This is a genomic window from Subsaximicrobium wynnwilliamsii (genome assembly GCF_007997225.1).
Lineage (GTDB): Bacteria > Bacteroidota > Bacteroidia > Flavobacteriales > Flavobacteriaceae > Psychroserpens > Psychroserpens wynnwilliamsii.
Map to the genome: position 1 here is coordinate 42,936 of NZ_VORM01000002.1, position 22,779 is coordinate 65,714.

Genomic DNA, 22,779 nt, shown 5'->3' on the forward strand with positions numbered 1-22,779 from the left:
TCCCTCCAGAGGACTTTATTTCCCGAGGCTTAGCTCGACATACAAATAACATTTTTCAATTCAGGCCTTGTGGGCTTGCCCCGAGGTTATTGATTTCTGTATTGCAACTCGTATGAGCAGTGATTATTGCACATTTCAAACACGCAACACATCCTCAAAATCTTCAAAAAACAATTCAAATTTTAACATCTCATCATTAAAGAATACCATGACCTCACGCCAGGTATTTTTATTGTGAATGGACACTTTTTGTTCTAAGGGCAGATAGATTCTGGAGATTTCCTTGCCGTTTTTCAAGATGAATTCTTCCGCGAAAATGGCGTTGGGCAAGTAGTCCATTTTCAAAATCGACTTTAGGGACTCCAAGCGTTCCCAAATAGTGATGCGCTGTTCTAAGTCGTCCTCCACATCGAGAGCGACCATTGCCGACTTGGTGTCAAAATGGAACTTAAATGCCAAGCCCTTGATCTTCGTGTCGTATAGAATCCATTTTCTGGGAAAGGACTTTCCGAAGCTCGTCCAAAATTCCTGTCGCAGTTGGCGTGATTCTTCTTTACTAAACATGTGATTGAAGCTTATTGTTTCAGAATAAAAAACTTAAATGAGATAGGCAATGAAAATGCCCAATACAATCGCCACTAATTTAGAGAGATTGAACTTATGGCCTTCTCCAGATTCAAATAAAATAGTGGTGGAAATGTGTAAGAAAATACCAATCACTAAGGCATTGATCATGCTAAGATACGCTGTATCAATGGTCAAATTGTTACTTGCCAAAGTGCCTAAAGGCGTCATCAACATAAAAACAATCAAGAAAGAAGCGATTTTGGTTTTGCTAAAACTGGATTGCAGCAAAAAGGTAGTGATCAAGACGGCAATGGGAATCTTGTGCACCAAAACCCCGTACACCATGTCGTTGTGTTCATGAATGGGAAAGCCTTCCAAAAAGCTGTGTAAGCACAAACTAACGAATAAAGACCATGGAAAGTCTGTCTCTTCTTTATGGATGTGCACATGACCGTGCTCGGCTCCCTTTGAGAAAAATTCCAAAATGATTTGCAGGAGAATCCCACACATGATGAAAAGACCGGTAGTCTTCGCATCCAAATGTTGGTACACCTCAGGCAATAATTCAAATAGGGTCAAGGCCAATAAAAAAGCGCCGCTAAAGGAGAGCAGGAGTTTGGTTGCTGTCTTTTGTGTGTTCTTGGTGGCGATGGCTATTAAAAAGCCAAATACCACTGCTAGGATGGGTAGTAAATACGATATCATTATTTAAAAATCATCACGAGACGCTCTGAGCTGTGTTTATGGAATTTATTGAGTTTGTAATCGCCAAAAACATCCAAAAGATGTACGCCAGCTTTTTCAAAGAGTTGTTCAAAATCTGCTAAGGTAAATGCTCTCACACGCTCTTGGAATTCATAGTGTTCTCCTTCCGCAGAAAAAGAAATATCTTTGATGATGTGGCCATCTTTAACATAGCGTTTTTGATGAAAGTCAATGCCATGAACCGTTTTTATGTCTTCATCAACCAAATTTTCAATCACTTGGGTGCTGTTCATAAAGTCGATCACGCCAAATCCGTATTCGTTCAACTCCGCCTGAATTGCTTTGATAGTGTCGAGATTCTCATTGTCTTTTTCAAAATAACCAAAGCTGGTAAACAGATTGAAGACCGCATCAAATTGTTTGTTGAAAGGTTTGCACATATCGTGCACTTCAAAATGAAGGCTCTCATTCTCAAACTGCTTGGCGTAGGCGATGCTGTTTTCTGAAAGGTCCACACCGGTCACATCGTAACCCAAACTGTTGAGGTAAATGGAATGCCGCCCTTTGCCACAGGCTAAATCCAAGACCGTCCCGTTCTCCGGGAGATTGAGGTAATTGCTCAAATTATCCATAAATTGTTGGGCTTCGCTATGATCGCGATCCTCATAAAGTATGTGGTAAAATGGCGAATCAAACCAAGAGTCGAACCATTGTTGTGTGTGTGGGATCATAAGTATTGTGCTAGAAAATGCATCTGTTTATAGATCATCCTCAGTTACCACAAAAATACTTTATTTTTGCAACCTATAAGAACATGCACATGGAGAATAATTATACAATGGTGGCCAAAACCCTTTTTGGCTTTGAAGATTTATTGGAGCGAGAATTGTTGCAATTGGGCGCAATGCACATTAAAAAAGGAGTTCGTAATGTGAGCTTTGAAGGCGATAAGGGCTTTATGTACAAAGCCAACTTAGCCTTGCGTACCGCCATTAAAATCTTAAAACCCATAAAGTCCTTTAAGGTTAGGAACGAACAAGATCTTTATGACCAAGTCTATAAGATGCCTTGGCATGATTATTTGAAATCTAACGGCACCTTGGCGGTTGATGCCACGGTGCATTCTGAGGTTTTTACGCATAGCAAATACATAGCGCTCAAAACCAAGGATGCCATTGTGGATAAATTTAGGGATTTGGATGGGGAACGGCCCAATGTGGACCTTAGGTTCCCAGATTTGAAGATCAATGTTCATATTGACCGGAATATGTGTACCATTTCATTAGATTCCTCTGGCGAATCCTTGCACAGGCGTGGGTATAAAACCGCCACTAATATTGCACCTATCAACGAGGTTTTGGCGGCTGGTTTGGTCATGCTTTCTGGTTGGGATGGGCAATCTGATTTTATGGATCCCATGTGTGGTAGCGGTACGATTTTAGCCGAAGCGGCCATGATTGCCTGTAATATTCCTCCAAATTTAATGCGTAAGGAGTTTGCCTTTGAACGCTGGCAGGACTGGGATGTGGACTTATTTGAAAAAATAGAGGCCTCGCTATTGAGTAAGACTAGAGAATTTTATCATAAGATCATTGGCTATGACAAATCACCAAGTGCGATTGCCAAAGCCACCGACAACATTAAAAATGCCCATTTAGAGGAATTCATCACGTTGCAGCACCACGACTTTTTCAAGACGGAAAAAGAAGGGGATGCCAAATTGCACATGTTGTTTAATCCACCTTACGGAGAACGATTGGACATTGATATGGAAACTTTTTACAAGGATATTGGCGATACGCTTAAACAGGGCTATCCAGGCACCGATGCTTGGTTCATTACCTCTAATTTGGAAGCCTTAAAACATGTTGGGTTGCGACCATCACGAAAAATCCACCTTGTCAATGCTAAATTGGAAGCACGTTTGGTAAAATATGTGATGTATGAAGGGAGTAAGAAAGCAAAACATCAAGAGGATTGATTCGGTTTTATTGGTCTCAAAGAAAGTTAAAACTATGTACTTTGGTCCATCTCGCTTCAGCCTCTAAAAATATTTTAGCCACGAATTACACGAACCTGCCTGGCCGGTAGGCAGGTTGTCGCGAAATCTGTTATTCTTCTCAAAGCGCACTCAATGAGATACTGTTCATTTCACGAATTCAACAGACTTTCAGTCTGTTTCAAAAAATCTATGGTACTTTAGTCCATAGGAGTGATTTAGTTGAACCCTTCTAAAAGCAATCCCAATTATTGTGTGAAGGGCACACCAATTGATTTTTTTCCTTGGTTTATATCCTAAATTAAACCAAAAAAAAGCAGACTTCAAATTGGAGTCTGCTTTTTTTATTCAGTTAAAACGGTTTATTCATCCTTCAAAATATAGAAGTAAGAACGTCTATTCAATTGATGTTGTTCTTCAGTGCATTTCACATCGTTAGAACACTCATTCAAGAGTTGGGTCTCACCAAAACCGATTGCGCTTTCTACGCGGTCTTCGGCAATACCTCTTGATAAAATATAGTCTTCAGTAGCTTTGGCACGTCTATCAGACAATTTCATGTTGTAATAATCGCGACCACGGCTATCGGTATGGGATTCAATCCTGATGATCATTTTAGGGTGAGCGCGCAATACATCTACGATGTTCTCTAATTCATATTGTGCATCGGTTCTAATTTCTGCTTTGTCAAAATCAAAGAAAATAGGGTTGATGACAATTTGGTTATCGTTGATCAAAGGCTCTAAAAATAAATCTGCATTTTCAATTTCTGAAGTCTTATTAGTGGTGGTGACCGAGATTTGATCTGGCTTATGATCTTTAATGGTACCCAATACGGTGTAAGTGTAATTACAGTTGGCCTCAAACTCATAAGCGCCATCAACGCCTGTTTTTACTTCGGAAATGACTTTGCCAACTTCATCAATCAACTGTACCGTCACCCCGGGAAGGATGGTGTTGTCCACACTCTTTCTGCTAAATCCTTTAATGGTGGCATAGCAAATGCGTGTATCAAACATGTATATGTCGTCACTACCATTGCCGCCTGGGCGGTTGGATGAGAAATAGCCGGTATAGCCTGTCTCTTTTTCGTCGGAAGGCAGAGTATTAAAATAAGCGAAATCATCATAACTACTATTATATGGTGCTCCCAGGTTTAGTGGTTCTGCCGTCTCATCCTTAAGAACATTGGATTTGAAAATATCCAAGAATCCAAGATTTAATCTTCCATCGGAAGAAAAGTAAAGCGTGCTGTCTTGACTTACGTACGGAAACATCTCACGACCTTCAGTATTGATCTTAGCGCCTAAATTTTGGGGTTCGCCATAAGAGTCATTGCCTTTTATATCCACCACATAAAGATCGGTGTTGCCAAAACCGCCTTCACGATCAGACACGAAATATAATTTTTTGTTATCGGGACTCAAGGCAGGGTGGCCATTGGAGTAGGAGATGTCATTGAACGGAAGTTCTATAATGCTTTCCCATTGACCTTCAACCAAGCTGGCTTTGTATAATTTAAGATGGGTTGTTCCTTTCTTGTCATAATCAATTCGCTTGCTGCCAGACATGTTATCACGAGTAAAATACATGGTCTTGCCATCATTTGTAATGGCCAGCGAGGCTTCGTGATATTTTGAATTTACCTGCTCCGAAGGCATTAATTCTGCCGGTCCGAAGGAAAGGCTATCTTGGTCTCGAGTAATTGCGAGCTGGTACAAATCTAAAAACGGTTCATCGTTCCACCCGTAGATTTTGTTGCCCTCTGTATTTCTAGCGGAAGCAAAATAAAGCATATTGTCTTTAATGTAAGCGCCAAAATCTGAGTTTGCCGAATTAAAGGCAGCAGGTTTAAGAGTCACTACGCGGTTCCTTTCAGCATCGTTGAGATAGTCATACTTCACAATGTTTTCAGGATTGTATTCTTCGGTTCTAGAGTCATCATTTTGAACGATCATAAATTTGGCCATCCAATCTTCAGCCTTTTCGTACTCATTCTGGCTTCTCAAAGACTGAATATACTTGTACATATATTCTGGACTGATTTTATCTTGTCCATATTTATCAAAAGCCTTGGCATACCAAAAGGCTGCTTTTTCAGAATTGGAATTATTATAATAGCAGTCACCTAAACGGGTTAAAACGTTTAGTGTGGTATCGCCTTTTTTGAGAACCTCTTGGTAAAGTTCAGTCGCTTTTACATAGCCATAATTGCTAAAAAACTTATCTGCTAGTCTTTCTTGGGCAATCATAAATGTGCTACTAAGCGCAAATATTAAGATTAAAAACTTTGATTTCATAAGAATAGGTTTTTTAGAAGTATCTAGGTGATTTTATACGTTTGCTTTTAAAGAGTTCGAACATCAACAAGATCTCGTGGGTTCCTGAGGTGTAAGGCCTAAGATCTGAGGTTGGGTGCTCATAAGAATAACCAACTCTAAATTGTTTTGAGACTTGGAAATCTATAAGGCCGCCAAAAGAACCAGCGCGTTCATCAATTCTGTAAGCTGGGCCGAGCCAGAATTTATCAAAAAACAGGAAGTTGGCGGTAAGGTCTAGAGATAAAGGTGCGCCATTTGTCATTTTAAGTAAGGTGGCAGGTTTAAATTTAACCTCCTCACTCAAGTCAAACACATAACCCCCAGTAAAATAATAGCTAATACGCTCAAGCGATTGAAAATCTTGATCTCCAGAATAATCGGTATTCAACAATCGGGGTGCAGATAACCCCACATACCATCTGTTGGTATGGAGGTACAAACCTGTACCAATGTTGGCTTTCCAGCGATCTTCATAGCCAAATATTACTGGATCAGCAGCTTCAGCTTGTTGAAAATCAGTGTCCAGACTATACCCGGTAAAACCAGCTTTAAGGCCAAAGGCCAATTTGACTTTTTCTCCTAAGTTAAGCGTATAGGAAAAATCGGCATAGAGGTATTGAAAGTTTTGGTAGCCCAATTGGTCGTTGATAAAGGAAACTCCCAAACCTACTTTCTCATTACGCAAAGGCGCATGAACGGATAGGGTTTGTGTTGTTGGTCCACCTTGAAGTCCAACCCACTGGCTTCTGTGCAATCCCACAACGCTTAGAGTTTCTCTACTTCCTGCATAAGCGGGGTTTATCGCAATAGTGTTGTACATGTACTGCGTAAACTGCGGAAGTTGTTGTGCAACGCTCATCAGGCCGCTAAGCAACATGAAGGCTATAATACTATACTTTAGAAATTTCATATAGGTTAAGATTTATTTAGTTGATACGTAAATAGGTCCTGCGATAGGCTCAAATCCACTATTCTTTATGTTCAATATGTAGTAATAGGTTCCAGTTGGTACAAAGCCAGAGCTTCCTATGGATTTGCTTGATGCAGTCCCGTTCCAATCGTTTTGATAATTGAAGTTCTCATAGATTTTAGCTCCCCAACGGTTGAATATCTGCAACTCATATGTAAACCCACAAGTTTCAACGCCAGTAATGGAAAACTCATCGTTGATATTATCGCCATTTGCAGTGACTGCTTTGGAGATGACAACGTTATCACGGTCACAAGGTAGTGCCGGCGCAACAACACACTCATCGTTAATGGCAACGGTCACATCTACTGTAAGTGCACAATTGCCAGTGGTTGTGTACGTGAACACATAATCACGAATGGCGCTATCTGGATAGTCTCCGCTGGCATCCAATAATGATGTAGGGTTGAAAAAGCTTCCGTCAATTACTGCATTGCCAGAGGCTTCTGTCCAAGTTCCGTTGGTGTCAAAATCGCCTGAAAGTAGGTCAAACAAGTCTGTATCAAAATCATCTTCGATACATAAGTCTGTGGAGTTGTCCACTGTGATTTCGCCTTGCTCATTGATGCTAATGGTTTGAATGAAAATCGCTTCATTTCCACAAGCATCACTCACGATCCATTGTCTCACAATCGCAGCTTCATCCTCGGTGTTTTCAGTAAAATCAACATTAACGGTTTCAGAACAGGCATCCACAAATTCCAATTCAGGTATTTCTGGGGTGTCCTCACCGCAAGCTAGCACAACATTGGCCTCGTAATCACCAACCAAGGTTGGCGCAGTACTGTCTTGAACCGTGATGGTTTGCACTAAGGTTGTACTATTATCACAAGCGTCGGCAACTGTCCAAGTTCTAGTGATTACAGAAGAATTATCACACTCACCAGCCACAACGTCATCTGTGAATGTTGCTTCGAGCTCGGTGTCACAATTGTCGGTGGCATCGGTAACATTTCCTGTAATGCTAACATCTGTAGCATCTTCATCACATTCTATGGTGATATCTGCAGGAACTGTAAAGCTTGGAGCCGTATCATCTTGCAGTGTGATGGTTTGCACTTGGGTTGTGGTATTCTCACAATCGTCGGTCAAGGTCCAGGTTCTGATAATGGTGGAAGCACAGCTACCATTGTTTGAAGTTTCATCTGTATAGGTGGCATCGAGGCCTGTTGCGCAATTATCAGCTTCATCGGTCACATCACCTGTTACGCTAAGATCGGTCACATCGGCATCACATTCAAAAGTGATATCTGCAGGAACTGTAAAACTTGGTGCAGTATCATCTTGCAGTGTGATGGTTTGCACTTGGGTTGTGGTATTCTCACAAGCGTCGGTCAAGGTCCAGGTTCTGATAATGGTGGAAGTACAGCTGTCATTGTTTGAAGTTTCATCTGTATAAGTGGCATCGAGACCTGTTGCGCAATTATCAGCTTCATCGGTCACATCACCTGTTATACTAAGATCGGTCACATCGGTATCACATTCAAAAGTGATATCTGCAGGAACTGTAAAGCTTGGTGCAGTCGCATCTTGAACCGTAATGGTTTGAACCAAAATGGTAGCATTACCACAAGGATCTGTAACCGTCCAGCTTCTGCTCACGATGCTTGAATTTTCACAAGTGCCGTCTGTTATAGAATCTGAATAAGATGTTTCCAGGGCATTTGCAGCACAATTATCTACTGCATCTGCGACACCGCCTGTTAAAGTGATGTCTGTAGGATCTTGATCACAATCTATGGCAATATCGTTTGGCACTGTAAAAGTAGGGCCAGTGGTATCTATAACCGTTATTGTTTGGGAGACCGCAGTTGTGTTTTCACAAGCATCGGTAAATGTCCAAGTTCTAGTAACGACCACGTTGCAAGCGTCGCTGTCATCTATAGTATCGACTGGTAAGGTAGTCAATTCACCAGCACAATAGTCTAAAGTTGATAGCTCCACACCTTCTGGAATGTCATCAATACATTCATAAGTCATGTCTGCAGGAACTTCTGGAGCCACAGGTGCAGTTTCATCGGTTACCCTAACAATTTGGGATATTGAGGAGGTGTTTCCACATTCGTCTGTAAAGTTCCAAGTAAAGGTCATGATCACGTTGCAAGGATTGGTATCATCGGTGGTCATAACTGGGGATACGGTTATCTCACCCGAACAATTATCAACCGCGGTCAAGTCCATGCTCATTGGTAAGTCATCATTACATTCAAAAACCAAGTCCTCTGGTGCCTCTGGAGTTACAGGAGCCGTGCTATCTTGAACATTTATGACTTGGGTATACGTTGTAGAAACATCACAGGTATTGGTCAATGTAAATACCCGGTTTATTATGATTGGGCAACTGTCTTCATCCACAACAGTGTCTATATAGGTAATGCTCGTTATATTCTGAGGTGCCGTGGTAGTGTAATCTTCCAAAGTGTTGAACACATCCTTGATATCATCTGACATTGTGGTCGATAATGGAAAAACAGCAGTTTCAACATTAACTACACTAATATCGCATCCTTCAATGGTTAAAGGATTGGGCACGCTAATCGTAGGATCTATAATTTGAGTTAATGTGGTGTTGGTAACCCCAGCAGTATCAGGGTCATCAGATGTAACTGTCAAAAATTCAGAAGATAATGTCGCTTGATTGCTAATTACCATATCTGTTATCGAGCAATCGGTGATAACATCAATTTGAAATGTACTTGAGCCCGTCGGGATAGCACTTATATCAAGGTTTGCAGAGGTAAGTCCGTTGGTGCTGCCAGTAATGGTCATACCATTTGTGATGTTGTAAGGATCTGAAGTAAATACAAGTCCAGGTACGAGATTGTCGATAAATTCTAAATCATTTAAGATATCATTGGTCGCATTAGCAATAGTGAAAGTATAGGTAAATGTTTGGCCTAAATCCACTGTATCAGGAGCTTCCTTTAAAAGTTCGAATCCAAAGGCACACGATGCACCGTCATTTTCAGTTACTTCTACCCCAATGCCAATGGTAGTTGGCTCACCGGTAGATAAATTAAATTGAACGACGCTTTCTTGAGAGTTACCAGGACTGCCAACGTTTGTGTCGTTACCATATCCAAATAATTGACCGCTAGCTGTAAAATAAAGGCCGCCGAAAGAAAAATAATTGCTTGTATTGGCATCAGGTCCTATAATTTCAATATTTCCTGTACTCAAATCTACTCGAAACAGTTGTCTAGTACTGCTCTTCCATCCATACATTTTTAAATCTGAAGGACTTATAGCAACATCTGCTGAGTTCAAATTTAAATCGTACAAGAACGTTGAAACTATGGGGTCTCCAGGATGGATGTCTTCTGTTCCCTCAATGCTTACTATATGTCCATTGTTACCTAAAATATAATAAGTTCCATTATTATCGAAAGTACCTGCGTAATTACTGGTATTTGAAATTGGACCAGAAACGATTCCCAAATTTTGAACAAACCCATTAGGTAAGATACGATACAGGTAATCATTTGTTGAATCTACTCCATAAATCAAGCCGTCCAACGTATTAAAACCAATGGCATTAATAGAACCCACCAAAGCTTCATCTGCTGTACCAGCGCCGTCATCATCAACTGATAGGTTGGCGAAGAAAGAAAAGTCGCCACTTGGATTGACCAGGTAGAGTATGAAATCACCCGCAGATCCAACATTTTCTATGTCTTGATTAATTTTAATGGTTTGGTAAAAGACGGTGCCATCACAAGTAAAGGACGGATTGTTAAATAAGGTTATGGTTTGTGAGATTGATGAATTATTATCGCAATCATCAACAAACGTCCAAGTTCTAACGATGAAGATGTTATTAGGATCAGAATCATCTACGGTATCTACCGAAGTCGCATCAATTTCGCCTGAGCAATTGTCCACGGCAGTCAAGGTTACGGCAGGTACATTGTTTGGATCTGATTCTTCAATCGTGATATCAGCTGGAGCTTCTGGAGCCACAGGCGCAGTGGTGTCATCAATTGAAATGGTTTGCGTGTGTACAAGCGTGTTGGCACATTCGTCGGTCGCAGTCCAAGTTCTTTCTATAGTTTGTTGGGAAGGGCAGTCTCCCTGGATTATGGTTTCAGAATACGCAACCGTTGCTTGGCTGCAGTTATCTGTTGCTGTCAAGGTCTCAGCAACAGGGATCTCGTCGCTACATTCGAAGGTCAAATCTGCGGGCAGACTCTCCTGAAATATAGGGTCAACGGTATCTATAACATTTATGACTTGAGTGATAATCGAAACTGTCCCACAAGTGCTTGTTAGGCTAAAAGCCCTATTGACAACTATTGGGCAGGCCTCTTCGTCAACGATGGTATCGATATAGGTAATGCTCGTAATATTCTGAGATGCTGTGGTGGTATAATCGGCCACGGTATTAAAGATGTCTTTGATATCGCTTGAGGCTGATGTTGTATTCAAAGGGAACACGGCTGAAGCAGCATTTAACACACTTATATCGCAACCTTCAATTTGCAATGGATCTGGTACGTTTATGGTTGGGTCTTCTATATTTGTAATGGTGGTATTGGTTATACCAGAAGTTTGAGGGTCATCGGAAACCACAGTCAAAAATTCGGAGGCTAAAGTAGCTTGATTGCTAATAACCATATTTTGTACGGAGCAGTCTGTAATGACATCAATTTGAAAAGTACTCGATCCAACAGGAATATTGTTGATAATCAAGTTCGCAGAGGTCTGCCCGTTTGTCGACCCTACGGTTGAAAGACCATTGGTTTGATTGTAAGGATCTGAAGCAAATACGATTCCTGACATGAGATTATCAACAAATTCTAAATTTTGAAGTAGATCACTGGTCGCATTTGAAATGGTAAATGTATATGTGAAAACCTGACCTAAATCTACCGCAGCAGGAGCGTCCTTGAAAAGTTCAAAGCCAAACGGACAAGAGGCGCCATCATTAGCTGTGACGGAAATTCCCAGACCAATTGTGGTTGGAATACCTGTGGAAAGATTGAATTGGACTACACTTTCTTGGGTATTCCCGCTACCGCCAACAGTTACGTCGTTACCATAACCAAATAATTGTCCTCCAGCAGTGAAATACAAAGCTCCAAATGTATCGTAGTTGCTCGTATTGGCAGCTGGACCAATAACATTGACATCACCGTTGTTTAGATCAACTGAAAACAACTGTCTCCTTGCGCCATCCCAACCGTACATTTTAAAGTTGGTAGGGTTAATCGCTATATCTGGAGATCTCTTACCAACATCATAGACTAAGGTAGAGACAAGAGGATCTCCCGCGTTTACTTCGGATGAAAGATCAATACTTACCAATTTTTGATTATTGCCCAAAACATAATAAATCCCATTATTGTCAAAAGTACCGGAATAGTTGTTAGACGCCGAAATGGGGCCACTAATTATGCCTAAGTTCTCAACAAAACCATTTGGAGTTATGCGATACAAATAATCTAAAGTTGAATCAATACCATAAAGCAAACCATCTATGGTATTGAAGCCAAGCCCATTTATGGTACCAATTAAGGCAACGTCACCTGTGCCTGCGCCATCATCATCAACCGATAAATTGGAGAAAAAGGTAAACGCTCCATTATCGGGATTTACAGTATAAAGCACAAAATCACCAGCGCTTCCCACGCCAGCAATGGATGAGTCTAATTGGATGGTTTGATAGAACAGTGTTCCATCGCAAGGAAATGACGTAGGAGCTTGTGCAAACGTCTTAAAACTCATTAATAATAGAAGCAACCAAAAGCTTCTATATAGCTTTTTCAAGTAAGTAATATTTAACATACACTTAAAATTTAGTTTGTTTGAGAAAAATAAATAACACTATAAAACTTAGAAAACATCAAAATAATTAAGCTTATTCTGATCCACATATTTCATTAGTTACCACTATTAGACTTACCTAAATAGGTGCCTAACATATAATAACCTTTAAAATCAAAAACTTGTGTTGAGGGAAGTGCATCGGAAACCAATGCAAGGGAAATGGATTTATTAATATATCTTTGATTTGGGATCATTATATGATATTAAATAATGTTGCCAAAGCAACTCATTATGTTTGGCTATAACAAATATAAATGTTAAAGGGACGAAAATAATCGTTAAAATGGAAATAAACAACATTTTATCGGAAAAATTTGCACTTAATCGAACTTAAAATGAAGAAAATAATTCTAGTAAGACACGGAAAATCATCTTGGGAACACGATGTGACCGATAAAGAAAGACCGCTCAAAAAAAGAGGTATTACCGATGCGCACTTGGTTTCCGAAGCTTTTTTGACTAAAAAAGTTTCCTTGGACGCCATCTATTCAAGCGCTGCAAACCGCGCATTTTCAACATGTGAAATTTTTGTGAAAGTTTTCAATCGTGAAGTGGCAAGTGTGACTGTTTTGGACAAATTATACGATTTTGAAGGACAAATTGTGATCGATTTCATGAAATCATTGGATGATCGTTACAATAATGTTATGATTTTTGGTCATAATAATGCTTTCACATCTATTTGCAATATATTTGGAGATGTATATATTGACAACCTGCCAACCTCTGGTTTGGTCGCCATTGATTTTGATGTGAATTCATGGGTCGATATTAAAAAAGGTAAAACGAGTCTAACCATATTTCCCAGGGATTTTAAGTAAATGATTAAAGCGCAAAAAAATGATTATGTCAACCGTGAGTTGAGTTGGTTGCAATTTAATGGCAGAGTGCTGCAAGAGGCTGCAGATGAAGATGTGCCTTTAATAGAGCGCCTAAGGTTCTTAGGGATATTCTCCAATAATCTGGATGAATTTTTCAAGGTGCGCTATGCCACCATAAAACGAATCGATGAAGCGGGCAAAGGTGGCAAAAGTGAACTGGGTATCAAAGCCAGTGACCTCTTAGTACTAATAACCGATATCGTTATCAAGCAGCAATCTAAAAGCCTTGATATTTTGAGCAATATTCAAAACAAGCTTGAGAAGAAAAATATATTCGTGATCAAGGAGACTGAGTTGGATGCCGAGCAACAGATTTTCATCAAAAACTATTTTATTGAACATGTGAGTCCGGCCTTGGTAACCATCATACTCAACAATAAGGTAGAGTTGCCTATGCTTGAAGATATATCGGCATATCTGGCTGTGAAAATGGAACTTAAAGATGGTGATCGCCAATTCGCCTTGATAGAGATCCCCAAATCCATGGATCGCTTTGTGGTGCTTCCTAGGAAGGATGACAAGGACTACATTATTATCTTAGATGATTTATTGCGTTACTGTTTGGATGATATTTTCAATATTTTCAACTATTCAGAGATTTCTGCGCATATGATCAAAATTACCAGGGATGGTGAATTGGATTTTGACAGTGATTTGAGCAAAAGCTTTATTGAGAAAATTTCGGCAAGTGTCAAGGACCGCCAAATTGGAGAGCCAGTGCGCTTTGTGTACGACCAAACCATCGATGGGGTCACCTTGGAGTATTTGATGTCTGTAATGGGTATTGATTCCAAAGACAGTATCATCCCTGGCGGGCGCTATCACAATCGTAGAGATTATATGGGCTTTCCTAGTTTGGGCAGAACCGATTTGCTGTACGATAAAATCGTTCCTTTGAAGGTGAAAGGCTTGAGTTTGGAGACCAGTATTTTCAAAACGATTTCTGAACGGGATTACATGTTGCACACCCCATATCAAACTTTTTCTTATATCGTTAAGTTTTTGAGGGAAGCAGCGTTGGACCCAAAAGTCAAAACCATTAAGATTACCATTTATAGATTGGCTCAAATTAGTCACGTGGCCAGTTCCCTCATCAATGCCGCTAAAAACGGAAAATCGGTTACCGTAGCCATAGAATTACGGGCGCGTTTTGATGAACAGGCTAACATTGATTATGCCCAACAAATGCAAGATGAGGGCATCACTATGCTTTTTGGGGTTACTGGTCTCAAAGTGCACTGCAAACTGTGCGTGATTGAGCGCGAAGAAGCGCATCACCTTAAACGTTATGGATTTATTAGCACCGGGAATTTTAATGAGTCTACCGCTAGACTCTACACCGATTTCACTTTATTTACCTCGAATCAAAAAATATTGAAGGATATCAATAAAGTCTTTAGTTTTTTTGAGATCAACTACCTTATTTATAGGTACAAACATATAATTACATCACCGCATTACACCAAGTCCAAAATATTTCTGTTGATTGATCAAGAAATCAGAAACGTGAAATTGGGGAGACCTGCATTCATCAAATTAAAACTCAACAGTATTTCGAGCTATAAAATGATCGATAAACTGTATGAAGCGAGTCGAGCAGGTGTCAAGATCCAAATGATCGTAAGAGGTATTTGTTGCTTGATACCTGGAGTGAAGGGAATGAGTGAGAACATAGAAGTGATTTCTATAATTGATAAATTTTTGGAGCATACCCGGTTATATGTGTTTTGCAATAACGATGATCCTAAAATCTATATTTCTTCAGCCGATTGGATGTCTAGAAATATTGAGAATCGGGTGGAGGTGAGCTGTCCAATTTATCAAGAGAATCTGAAGCAGGAATTGCTGGATACTTTTGAAATCTGTTGGAGCGACAATGTGAAATCCCGAATTATAGATGGCAGTCCAGATAATAATTACAAAGCTCAAAGCTTACCGCGCGTAAGGTCGCAATTTGCACTTTACGATTATTTTAAAAACAAATTGAATTAGTAATGCTTACAATAAAAAAATACGCAGCAATTGATATCGGTTCCAATGCAGTACGGTTGTTGATTGCCAATATCATTGAACAAAAAGGGAAAGCCACCGCTTTTAAAAAGAGCAGTTTGGTGCGAGTGCCCATTCGCTTGGGCTCTGATGTGTTTGTGAACGGGGCCATTTCCGAAGAAAACAAAAAACGCATGGTCGATACCATGACGGCCTTTAAACTATTGATGAAATCCCATAAGGTATGCACCTATAAAGCCTGTGCTACTTCAGCAATGCGAGAGGCAGATAATGGCGCAGAAATATCAAAACTTATAGAAAAAAAGGCAGACATTTTCATAGACATCATCGATGGTGAGGAAGAAGCTGCCATTATCGCAGCAACCGATTTACAATCCTATATCAAAGAGGACAAAACCTATCTCTATGTGGATGTTGGTGGTGGAAGTAGCGAATTTTCTGTGATTCATCTAGGCAAAACAGTCGCTTCCCGATCGGTAAAAATAGGCACCGTAAGGCTCTTGAACGATATCGTTAAAAAGGAAACTTGGCTGGAGTTGGAAACTTGGATAAAATTGGTTACCAAAGATTATCACAAAGTGGATCTCATTGGATCTGGTGGCAACATCAACAAAATATTCAAGATTTCTGGGAAAGCCTTGGGCAAGCCACTCACTTATTTTTACTTGACCAGCTACTATAATAAATTGCAAACTTACAGCTATGAAGAGCGCATCACCGAACTGGAACTCAACCAGGATAGGGCAGATGTAATCATCCCCGCGACACGTATTTATTTGTCGGCCATGAAATGGAGTGGTGCCAAGGATATCTATGTCCCAAAAATCGGACTCTCAGATGGCATCATAAAAAGTGTGTATTACAAAACTGTTTCCAGTGTGGATTTGGCGTTGGATTAACCGTGGATGGTTTCCTTTTTGCTAAGTTCTTTCATAATGCTGGCCTCGTATTCCAAAAGGTCTTGCCATTTTTGATCCACGTCTTTCCGGTCGCCATATTGTCTGGCAAAACCTAGAAACATGGTGTAATGGTTGGCCTCGCTTACCATGAGTTTTCTGTAGAATTCCGCCAATTCCTTATCTTTTAGTTCTTCGGAAAGCAGCCGGAAACGCTCACAACTTCTCGCTTCTATCAAGGCCGCGTAAAGTAAACGATGTACCAATTGTGTGGTTCGGCTGCCACCTTTTGGGAAAAATTTGATCAAGGCGAGCACATAATCGTCTTTGCGATCTCGTCCCAATATCCACCCATTTTCCAAAATACGATCGTGCACCAATTTAAAATGGCTCATCTCTTCTTTGACCAAAGCGATCATTTCCTCCACCAAATCAGAATATTCCGGAAAACCTATAATGAGTGATATCGCGGTACTGGCAGCCTTCTGCTCGCAGTAGGCATGATCTGTAAGAATGTCTTCAATATTTTTTTCGACGATGTTGACCCAACGTGGGTCTGTTGGTAATTTGAGTCCGAGCATGATTGTTTAACTGGTTTCTTCTATTAATTGAATGCTTTGTTTTCCGAAGTGATCAATACGCATTTCATAATATTTGTAGGCCTTACTTTTCGGGTTCACGATGGAAACGCCCAATAACAGTTGCGTTTCATCGGATTGATCTTGATTGACCCAAATGTGTTCTAAAGTGGCGTCCTTCCAAAATTCGGAAGTATTGTTGTTCTTAAAATCTACTGCGGAAAAATGGCCTTCAAATATTACTTTATTCTGTACGGCCACCAATACATCGCTTTCAAAGACACGATGCGCTTTTGATGCTTCGGTTTTAACGGAAGGTTTTTCATTAAGTACAATGGTTTTTTGCATGTTGCTGTAATTGCTAATGCTTACCTTAAAGGTATCTGAGATGATGGAATCGGTTTTGATTTCCGTGTAAGTTTCGGGATAAAATGTTTGGGTCTCCAATACGGTTTGTTTCTGATTGAATTCAGAAATGGCGTTTTCCAAACGTTCTTTTTCGCTGCTGCGTTGGTCACAACTGGATAAAAACAATAGGGCTAAACAACTTAAAATCGATAAAATTTGCTTCATAAACTAAATTTTAAAATGCATTTCATTGCCCTTAAAAATTAAACGTATTTTTCTAGACAATTCAAATGTAAGCGATTTTGATGAGTTCACAAATACTTCAGCTTCGCTGGGCTTAAAGGTCCAACCCAAAAGTGAGACGCAATAATTCAATATTAGGGTTCTTTTCTTTGAGCTTTTCATATTTGTCTTCCGCTGTGAAAACGTATTTTTTGGCGACGTCCTCATTCACAGTTATATCGAGTTTAAGGCTAAAATTTCGCAGTTTTTTCCGAAGAAATTCCATGAGCGGAAATTGGGCGCGTTCCAATTCCACGCGCAAGGTCTCATTGGGAAAGGCCAACTGAATATCGGTCCCATTGAGTTTTGGCGTATCCATTTCTAAGATGGACACCATGATCTTTTCTCCTTTTTTGTCTAATTGTGAAATGTAATCCTTCCAAGCCGTATTGAATTGCTCCTGGGTAAATGCCTCGGTGGGCAGGTCGTCTTCAGCCACAACCACGTCCATCTGTTTGATGAGGTGCTCTTTTTTCTCCCTAATGCTTTTGAGTGATAGGCCAGAGGTGCGTCTGTCTGTTTTTAAATCAACAATGGCACGCGGTTCCTGTACTTGATGCGATGGGTTTTGAGTCGAGGGTTGACCTTGCTTTTGGGTGCCGATTTTTTCTTCGGAAACCTGCAGCACTGGTTCCTCCTGTTTTTTAGGAGCAGTTTCCTTCGGAAGCTTTACAGGAATGGGTTTGATGCCCTTTGCCTCGAAATACGAAGCCGGGATTATGTAGTTTTTGCTATTTTTTTTTTCTCCATCAAAAGTGATAGAGGCAAGCTGCATGAGACAAAGTTCGACCAACAGGCGTTGGTTTTTTGAGTTTTTGTATTTGAGATCACAGTCGTTCGCCAGATCGATGCCTTTGATGAGAAAATCAAAGGACGCTTTTCGAGATTGCTCGAGATATTTTGCTTTGGTATCGTCGCCAACTTCAAGCAGTTCCATGGTTTTCTCGTTTTGACACACCAACAAATCCCTAAAATGCGAGGCCAGCCCAGCAATATAATGGTGGCCATCAAATCCTTTAGATAGGGTGGCATTGAATTGAAGCAGCAACTCTGGGATTTTATTCTCCAAGATCAAGTCGGTACTTTCAAAATAGGTCTCATAATCCAGAACGTTGAGGTTCTCTGTAACTGCTTGCCTCGTAAGTTCCTTTCCCGAAAAACTGACCACGCGGTCAAAAATGGATAAAGCGTCACGCATGGCGCCATCGGCTTTTTGGGCGATGATGTGCAGGGCGTCGTCTTCGGCATTGATGCCTTGTTCTTCAGCAATGTATTTGAGATAGGATTTCGCATCCTTAACCGTGATGCGCTTAAAATCAAAAATTTGGCAACGTGACAAGATCGTAGGAATGATTTTGTGCTTTTCGGTAGTCGCCAAAATGAAAATGCAATGTTTTGGTGGCTCTTCCAAGGTTTTCAAAAACGCATTGAAGGCCGCAGATGATAACATGTGCACCTCGTCAATGATATAGACTTTATATTTACCTACTTGAGGAGGGATGCGCACTTGATCGGTAAGATTTCTGATATCGTCTACCGAGTTGTTTGAGGCAGCATCCAACTCAAAAATGTTGAAGGCAAAATCCTCATCGGCTTTTGTGTTTTGATCAGAATTGATCATCTTGGCCAAAATACGGGCGCAGGTTGTTTTGCCTACTCCTCTTGGGCCAGTGAATAAAAGCGCTTGTGCCAAATGATTATGTTCAATGGCGTTGAGCAAGGTGTTGGTGATTGCCTGTTGGCCCACAACGTCCTTAAACGTTTGTGGCCGGTATTTTAAGGCTGATACAACAAAATGCTCCATGAAAAAATCTTAGATGACAAAGTTAAAACTTAAGCTCCTAATTTCGGAATATTGAACTTGTCAATTCTTAGTAGTTATTAACAGTTTTATTCAGTTTAATGCGTTTGAAAGCGTTTCAAAAAAGGAAAGCTCCACTTGGTTGTCGCCTTGTTTAGGCTTGCCTATATAGAGCAACCTTCTATCGTCTGCTTGCAGGATTGCATTCACGAATCTCATCTCGCTCTTTGCGATTTTGGTTTCGTAGGTTTTTGAAAAGTAAATATTGTTATCTATTATTTGAACGCCTGCTTCATCACTGTAGTCTTTGCTTTTTGTTGGCACAGTGGTCAAAGGGATTGCTCTCAAAAAGATGAATTTTGGATCACGATTTAATAACGCTTCATCGATTCTTGTTTTTGTTGCAAACTCAAAGTCATACTTATAGAATTGCGGAATACTTTTTTGCACCACCGAGGAGGTCAAAGTTTGGTCAATAAGTAAGGTTTTGTTTTTAAAGTCGATGATTTGAGGCTGTGCAATAATTGAGTCGGTCCATTTTGATGCTTCTGGGGTGGCAGTGGCTCGTTTTATTTTTTGCTGAAGCAGCTCGAGTCCAAACACTAAATCTGCTGTGTTGAGACCTTTTTCGTCAAAAGGGGCAACATGTACAAAATAGGTGGAATTTGGTTCGTCAACGAGTCCAAGTACTAGGCTCCCACTGGGGAACTCGTTTACCTTATCATAAGTGCTGTACTTTAGGTAGGCATAGTTGTTATGCTTGGGATGCTTCATTTTGAGCACTGCAAATTCAGTATTGTTCACGTAGATAACACTGTCATTAAGGGTCCAGATTTTGCTTAGAGCGCTCTCAATAAATGTATTGTAATTGAGGGCGTTGTCACTTTTGAATTCTTGGTACTGCACGAGTAAGATTCGGTTTTTTAGCTGCAAGCCAGCATTGCTTTGGTGCTTACTCCCATCAAATTGGGCGAAGCTTTGAAGACTAAAAAGTGCGCTTAATAAAGTGATATAAAATGAGGGTTTCATGGGAATCAAGACCTAAATGTTTTTCTGCGGAAATATAGCCATAATTAGTTAAGCTTTATCGTATTTTTGCCAACAAGTAGATCGCCTTATCGCTGTCCTGTCCCAATTGCTATTGGGACGGGATGGAGGAAAGTCCGAACACCATAGTGCAATCATAGTGGCTAACGGCCACCCACCGTGAGGTGAGGAAAAGTGCAACAGAAAGCAAGTACAGGTCATGCTGTAGTGAAACCAGGTAAACTCTATGTGGTGCAATGTCATGTAAACTAACGTTGACCTGCCTGTCATCGATTATTTGATGGAGGCAGTCGGGAGCGTGCACGCGCGATTGTTAGAGGGTAGACAGCTAAAGTTTGCTGGTAACAGTAAACGCAGATAAATGATGAGGGCTTTTCTTTTTTAGGATTTAGATTCTAGAAAATGAAACGTACAGAATTCGGCTTATAGATTTGCTTACTCAAAAAGGCTCCTTGAATTTTCAGGGAGTTTTTCTGTTTCTACATAAGATTAATAATGGTGTACCAATTCTGAAAATAGCGCAGTTTAAAGACGTGCAACGTAAGTAGTATGCCAGAAGTATAGCGTTTCTTTTTTCTACGGAAGATTTTTCGATTGATTTCAAATTTTAAAAAAGGCCTCATTGTATCTTACTGAAACAGCCATCAACACTCCTGTTTTTCTTCCGAAGCATTCAGAAATAATATCGATCTTATAAGAAAAGTCTCCGTGAATCTCTGTGCAAACTCTGCGAAAGAGCCGGCCAACAATCACTTTTTCCCGGATGCATTCAAAACCAAATACCGATTTCTCAAAAAAAGTCTCAAAAAAAAGTCTCTGTGAACCTCTGCGCAAACTCCGCGCGCCTCAGCGAAACAGCCTATCAACACTCACTTTTCCCGGAAGCATTCAAAACCAAATACCGATTTCCCAAAAAAAGTCTCCGTGAATCTCTGTGCAAACTCTGCGAAGCTCTGCGAAAGAGCCGGCCAACAATCACTTGTTCCCGGAAGCATTCAAAACCAAATACCGATTTCTCAAAAAAAGTCTCAAAAAAAAGTCTCTGTGAACCTCTGCGCAAACTCCGCGCGCCTCAGCGAAACAGCCTATCAAAACTCAGTCAGTTTCTTCTTCTTCTTCTTCTTCTTCTTCTTCTTCAGTAGCGATTTCAAAAAAACTAAAACTATTTCCGCCGTAACTTTTCGATTTCACATAATGCTGGAGATCTGATAGATCGGTGCGTTTGGAGTGTTCAATCACTAAAATCCCTTCTTCCTTGAGAAGACTGTTTTCAAAAATCAATTGCGCGATCTTAGCAAATTCTTCTTTTGGCAATTCGTAAGGCGGATCGGCAAAGATCACGGTGTGGGAGCCTTGTGCATGTTCCAAAAACTTGAACACATCGCTTTTGATGGTGTTGATGGTCATTCCGAAGCTTTCGGCAGTTTCATTTATGAATTTTATACAGCCGTAATCTTGATCAACCGCTGTGATTTGTTCGCAGCCTCGAGAGGCAAACTCATAACTTAGGTTTCCAGTGCCCGCAAACAGATCCAATACCGAAATCTCGTCAATGTAATAGCGGTTGTTCAAGATATTGAACAGCGATTCCTTAGCCATGTCGGTCGTGGGCCTTACTGGTAATTTTTTTGGCGCGGTGATGCGTCGTCCTTTAAATTCTCCTGATATGATGCGCATTAGTTAAAGCTATTTAGCAGTGAAAAATAAGCTGATAGATTGGTGGTCGTTATAGAGCGATCCAATTTGAACTGCTGCTCTGGTTCAAATAACTCCACATGTCTAATATAACGATATGCTATTTGAAAGAGCTCGTTTTGCTCGTCAATATGGCCGAAGAGATACAATTTAACGGCCTCTGGATCTAACTTTAACTGCTCCACAGTGAATAATAGGTAGTAGATGAAATCTTCTTTACTGTGATAATTGAAGCTATTATAAAACTGAAGTTGCTTGTTCTTAATGGCTAGCATTTCAAAGCTGCTGCTGTTCACGTTTAGATAAAGTGCAGTGCCTATGGTTTGGTGCTGCCTTTGAATTAGACTTTCAATCAAAACCGTAGAGGCGTGTTTATAAGTAAACTTGCCAAAAGTCTCAAAGATATAATTGTTGATGTTCACTAGGGGTATGAAGACATTCATGCTTTTGATACATGGTATCGCATCGTAGGCAAGGTAATCGGTTTTGAGAATCTTAGCGTTGAATTTGAGATATTCTGCCAGATTTTCTTCATCAAAAAGAGGTTCTGGCACTAAACAGGACAATTCGTTTTGATACACGCAATATACCGCATCAAAGGGTTGTTGGAGAAGACTTTGGGTTTCAATGGCCGCTTTCAATTTTTCCAAGAGCTCATGAGGGGCCTTCTTTTTCTCAAAAGTGACCGATTTTAGATAGTGCACGGTTTTTTCAGAAGTATCTAGTATGCAAAAAGAAAGTCCATTCAAACTAATTTGAATGGACAATGCTTTTTTTGAAAGTGTTTTCAATGGTTTCGGGTTTATTAAAAGTATGACACTCGTAACCGTTTTCCCAAAAGGCTTGGGAGGAA

16 protein-coding genes and 1 other RNA gene are annotated in these 22,779 nt (G+C 40.3%); 5 read left to right on the plus strand and 12 right to left on the minus strand.

Annotation, left to right across the window (positions count from 1 at the left end):
- Positions 1-135: 135 nt before the first annotated feature.
- Genes ESY88_RS01585 through ESY88_RS01595 form a run of 3 tightly spaced genes read right to left on the minus strand, consistent with a single transcriptional unit; the run spans position 136 to position 2,003 of the window.
- Positions 136-564 carry a DUF4268 domain-containing protein gene (locus tag ESY88_RS01585; RefSeq protein WP_147085139.1) on the minus strand — a complete coding sequence of 143 codons (429 nt, stop codon included), beginning with the start codon at positions 562-564 and terminating at the stop codon, positions 136-138.
- 33 nt (positions 565-597) lie between these two features.
- Positions 598-1,272 (minus strand): ZIP family metal transporter, encoded by a 675-nt coding sequence (locus tag ESY88_RS01590; RefSeq protein WP_147085141.1) that lies wholly within the window; start codon positions 1,270-1,272, stop codon positions 598-600.
- A complete protein-coding gene (locus ESY88_RS01595; RefSeq protein ID WP_147085143.1) occupies positions 1,272-2,003 on the minus strand; it encodes a class I SAM-dependent methyltransferase in 732 nt (243 codons plus the stop codon). The genes ESY88_RS01590 and ESY88_RS01595 overlap by 1 nt, the downstream gene beginning before the upstream one ends.
- A gap of 89 nt (positions 2,004-2,092) precedes the next feature.
- Here ESY88_RS01595 and ESY88_RS01600 point away from each other — a divergent pair, with 89 nt between their 5' ends.
- Positions 2,093-3,253, plus strand: coding sequence for a THUMP domain-containing class I SAM-dependent RNA methyltransferase (locus tag ESY88_RS01600; protein WP_147085145.1), 1,161 nt, complete (start codon positions 2,093-2,095; stop codon positions 3,251-3,253).
- A gap of 380 nt (positions 3,254-3,633) precedes the next feature.
- On the opposite strand, the gene ESY88_RS01605 is transcribed toward ESY88_RS01600, so the two are convergent.
- The 3 genes from ESY88_RS01605 to ESY88_RS01615 are packed head-to-tail and all read right to left on the minus strand — an operon-like array spanning position 3,634 to position 12,328.
- Positions 3,634-5,571: an OmpA family protein gene (locus ESY88_RS01605; protein ID WP_147085147.1), complete on the minus strand. Its 1,938-nt coding sequence runs from the start codon at positions 5,569-5,571 to the stop codon at positions 3,634-3,636.
- A gap of 13 nt (positions 5,572-5,584) precedes the next feature.
- Positions 5,585-6,502 (minus strand): PorP/SprF family type IX secretion system membrane protein, encoded by a 918-nt coding sequence (locus ESY88_RS01610; protein ID WP_147089812.1) that lies wholly within the window; start codon positions 6,500-6,502, stop codon positions 5,585-5,587.
- 12 nt (positions 6,503-6,514) lie between these two features.
- Complete coding sequence (locus ESY88_RS01615) at positions 6,515-12,328, minus strand: gliding motility-associated C-terminal domain-containing protein (protein ID WP_189702487.1); 5,814 nt, start codon at positions 12,326-12,328, stop codon at positions 6,515-6,517.
- A gap of 395 nt (positions 12,329-12,723) precedes the next feature.
- Here ESY88_RS01615 and ESY88_RS01620 point away from each other — a divergent pair, with 395 nt between their 5' ends.
- From ESY88_RS01620 to ESY88_RS01630, 3 genes are read left to right on the plus strand one after another with little or no spacing between them, the layout of a single operon-like run.
- Positions 12,724-13,209, plus strand: a complete 486-nt coding sequence (locus ESY88_RS01620) for a SixA phosphatase family protein (RefSeq protein ID WP_147085153.1) — start codon at positions 12,724-12,726, stop codon at positions 13,207-13,209.
- On the plus strand, positions 13,210-15,261 hold the full coding sequence (gene ppk1 / locus ESY88_RS01625; RefSeq protein ID WP_147085155.1) for a polyphosphate kinase 1: 2,052 nt from the start codon (positions 13,210-13,212) through the stop codon (positions 15,259-15,261).
- Between the two features lie 2 nt (positions 15,262-15,263).
- Positions 15,264-16,178, plus strand: coding sequence for a Ppx/GppA phosphatase family protein (locus ESY88_RS01630; protein ID WP_147085157.1), 915 nt, complete (start codon positions 15,264-15,266; stop codon positions 16,176-16,178).
- Here the strand turns inward: ESY88_RS01630 and miaE are convergent.
- The 4 genes from miaE to ESY88_RS01650 form a co-directional block, all read right to left on the minus strand.
- Complete coding sequence (gene miaE / locus ESY88_RS01635) at positions 16,175-16,756, minus strand: tRNA-(ms[2]io[6]A)-hydroxylase (RefSeq protein WP_147085158.1); 582 nt, start codon at positions 16,754-16,756, stop codon at positions 16,175-16,177. The genes ESY88_RS01630 and miaE overlap by 4 nt on opposite strands.
- Positions 16,757-16,762: 6 nt before the next feature.
- Positions 16,763-17,326: a hypothetical protein gene (locus ESY88_RS01640; protein ID WP_147085159.1), complete on the minus strand. Its 564-nt coding sequence runs from the start codon at positions 17,324-17,326 to the stop codon at positions 16,763-16,765.
- Between the two features lie 112 nt (positions 17,327-17,438).
- Positions 17,439-19,187, minus strand: a complete 1,749-nt coding sequence (dnaX, locus tag ESY88_RS01645) for a DNA polymerase III subunit gamma/tau (RefSeq protein WP_147085160.1) — start codon at positions 19,185-19,187, stop codon at positions 17,439-17,441.
- 90 nt (positions 19,188-19,277) lie between these two features.
- On the minus strand, positions 19,278-20,213 hold the full coding sequence (locus ESY88_RS01650) for a hypothetical protein (protein ID WP_147085161.1): 936 nt from the start codon (positions 20,211-20,213) through the stop codon (positions 19,278-19,280).
- A gap of 73 nt (positions 20,214-20,286) precedes the next feature.
- Here ESY88_RS01650 and rnpB point away from each other — a divergent pair.
- An RNA gene (rnpB, locus tag ESY88_RS01655) (RNase P RNA component class A) lies at positions 20,287-20,673 on the plus strand.
- A 653-nt stretch (positions 20,674-21,326) separates the two neighbouring features.
- Here rnpB and rsmD read toward each other — a convergent pair.
- The gene (rsmD, locus tag ESY88_RS01660; protein WP_147085162.1) at positions 21,327-21,908 is read right to left on the minus strand and encodes a 16S rRNA (guanine(966)-N(2))-methyltransferase RsmD; all 582 of its coding nucleotides are present in this window, start codon (positions 21,906-21,908) and stop codon (positions 21,327-21,329) included.
- Positions 21,908-22,717, minus strand: coding sequence for a DUF3822 family protein (locus ESY88_RS01665; protein WP_189702488.1), 810 nt, complete (start codon positions 22,715-22,717; stop codon positions 21,908-21,910). The genes rsmD and ESY88_RS01665 overlap by 1 nt, the downstream gene beginning before the upstream one ends.
- Between the last annotated feature and the right edge of the window lie 62 nt (positions 22,718-22,779).

Coding starts and splice junctions, on each gene's coding strand:
- ESY88_RS01605 (WP_147085147.1), bottom strand. CDS start 5,571: ATGAAATCAAAGTTTTTAATCTTAATATTTGCGCTTAGTAGCACATTT.
- ESY88_RS01590 (WP_147085141.1), bottom strand. CDS start 1,272: ATGATATCGTATTTACTACCCATCCTAGCAGTGGTATTTGGCTTTTTA.
- ESY88_RS01600 (WP_147085145.1), top strand. CDS start 2,093: ATGGAGAATAATTATACAATGGTGGCCAAAACCCTTTTTGGCTTTGAA.
- rsmD (WP_147085162.1), bottom strand. CDS start 21,908: ATGCGCATCATATCAGGAGAATTTAAAGGACGACGCATCACCGCGCCA.
- miaE (WP_147085158.1), bottom strand. CDS start 16,756: ATGCTCGGACTCAAATTACCAACAGACCCACGTTGGGTCAACATCGTC.
- dnaX (WP_147085160.1), bottom strand. CDS start 19,187: ATGGAGCATTTTGTTGTATCAGCCTTAAAATACCGGCCACAAACGTTT.
- ESY88_RS01585 (WP_147085139.1), bottom strand. CDS start 564: ATGTTTAGTAAAGAAGAATCACGCCAACTGCGACAGGAATTTTGGACG.
- ESY88_RS01650 (WP_147085161.1), bottom strand. CDS start 20,213: ATGAAACCCTCATTTTATATCACTTTATTAAGCGCACTTTTTAGTCTT.
- ESY88_RS01595 (WP_147085143.1), bottom strand. CDS start 2,003: ATGATCCCACACACACAACAATGGTTCGACTCTTGGTTTGATTCGCCA.
- ESY88_RS01630 (WP_147085157.1), top strand. CDS start 15,264: ATGCTTACAATAAAAAAATACGCAGCAATTGATATCGGTTCCAATGCA.
- ppk1 (WP_147085155.1), top strand. CDS start 13,210: ATGATTAAAGCGCAAAAAAATGATTATGTCAACCGTGAGTTGAGTTGG.
- ESY88_RS01620 (WP_147085153.1), top strand. CDS start 12,724: ATGAAGAAAATAATTCTAGTAAGACACGGAAAATCATCTTGGGAACAC.
- ESY88_RS01610 (WP_147089812.1), bottom strand. CDS start 6,502: ATGAAATTTCTAAAGTATAGTATTATAGCCTTCATGTTGCTTAGCGGC.
- ESY88_RS01640 (WP_147085159.1), bottom strand. CDS start 17,326: ATGAAGCAAATTTTATCGATTTTAAGTTGTTTAGCCCTATTGTTTTTA.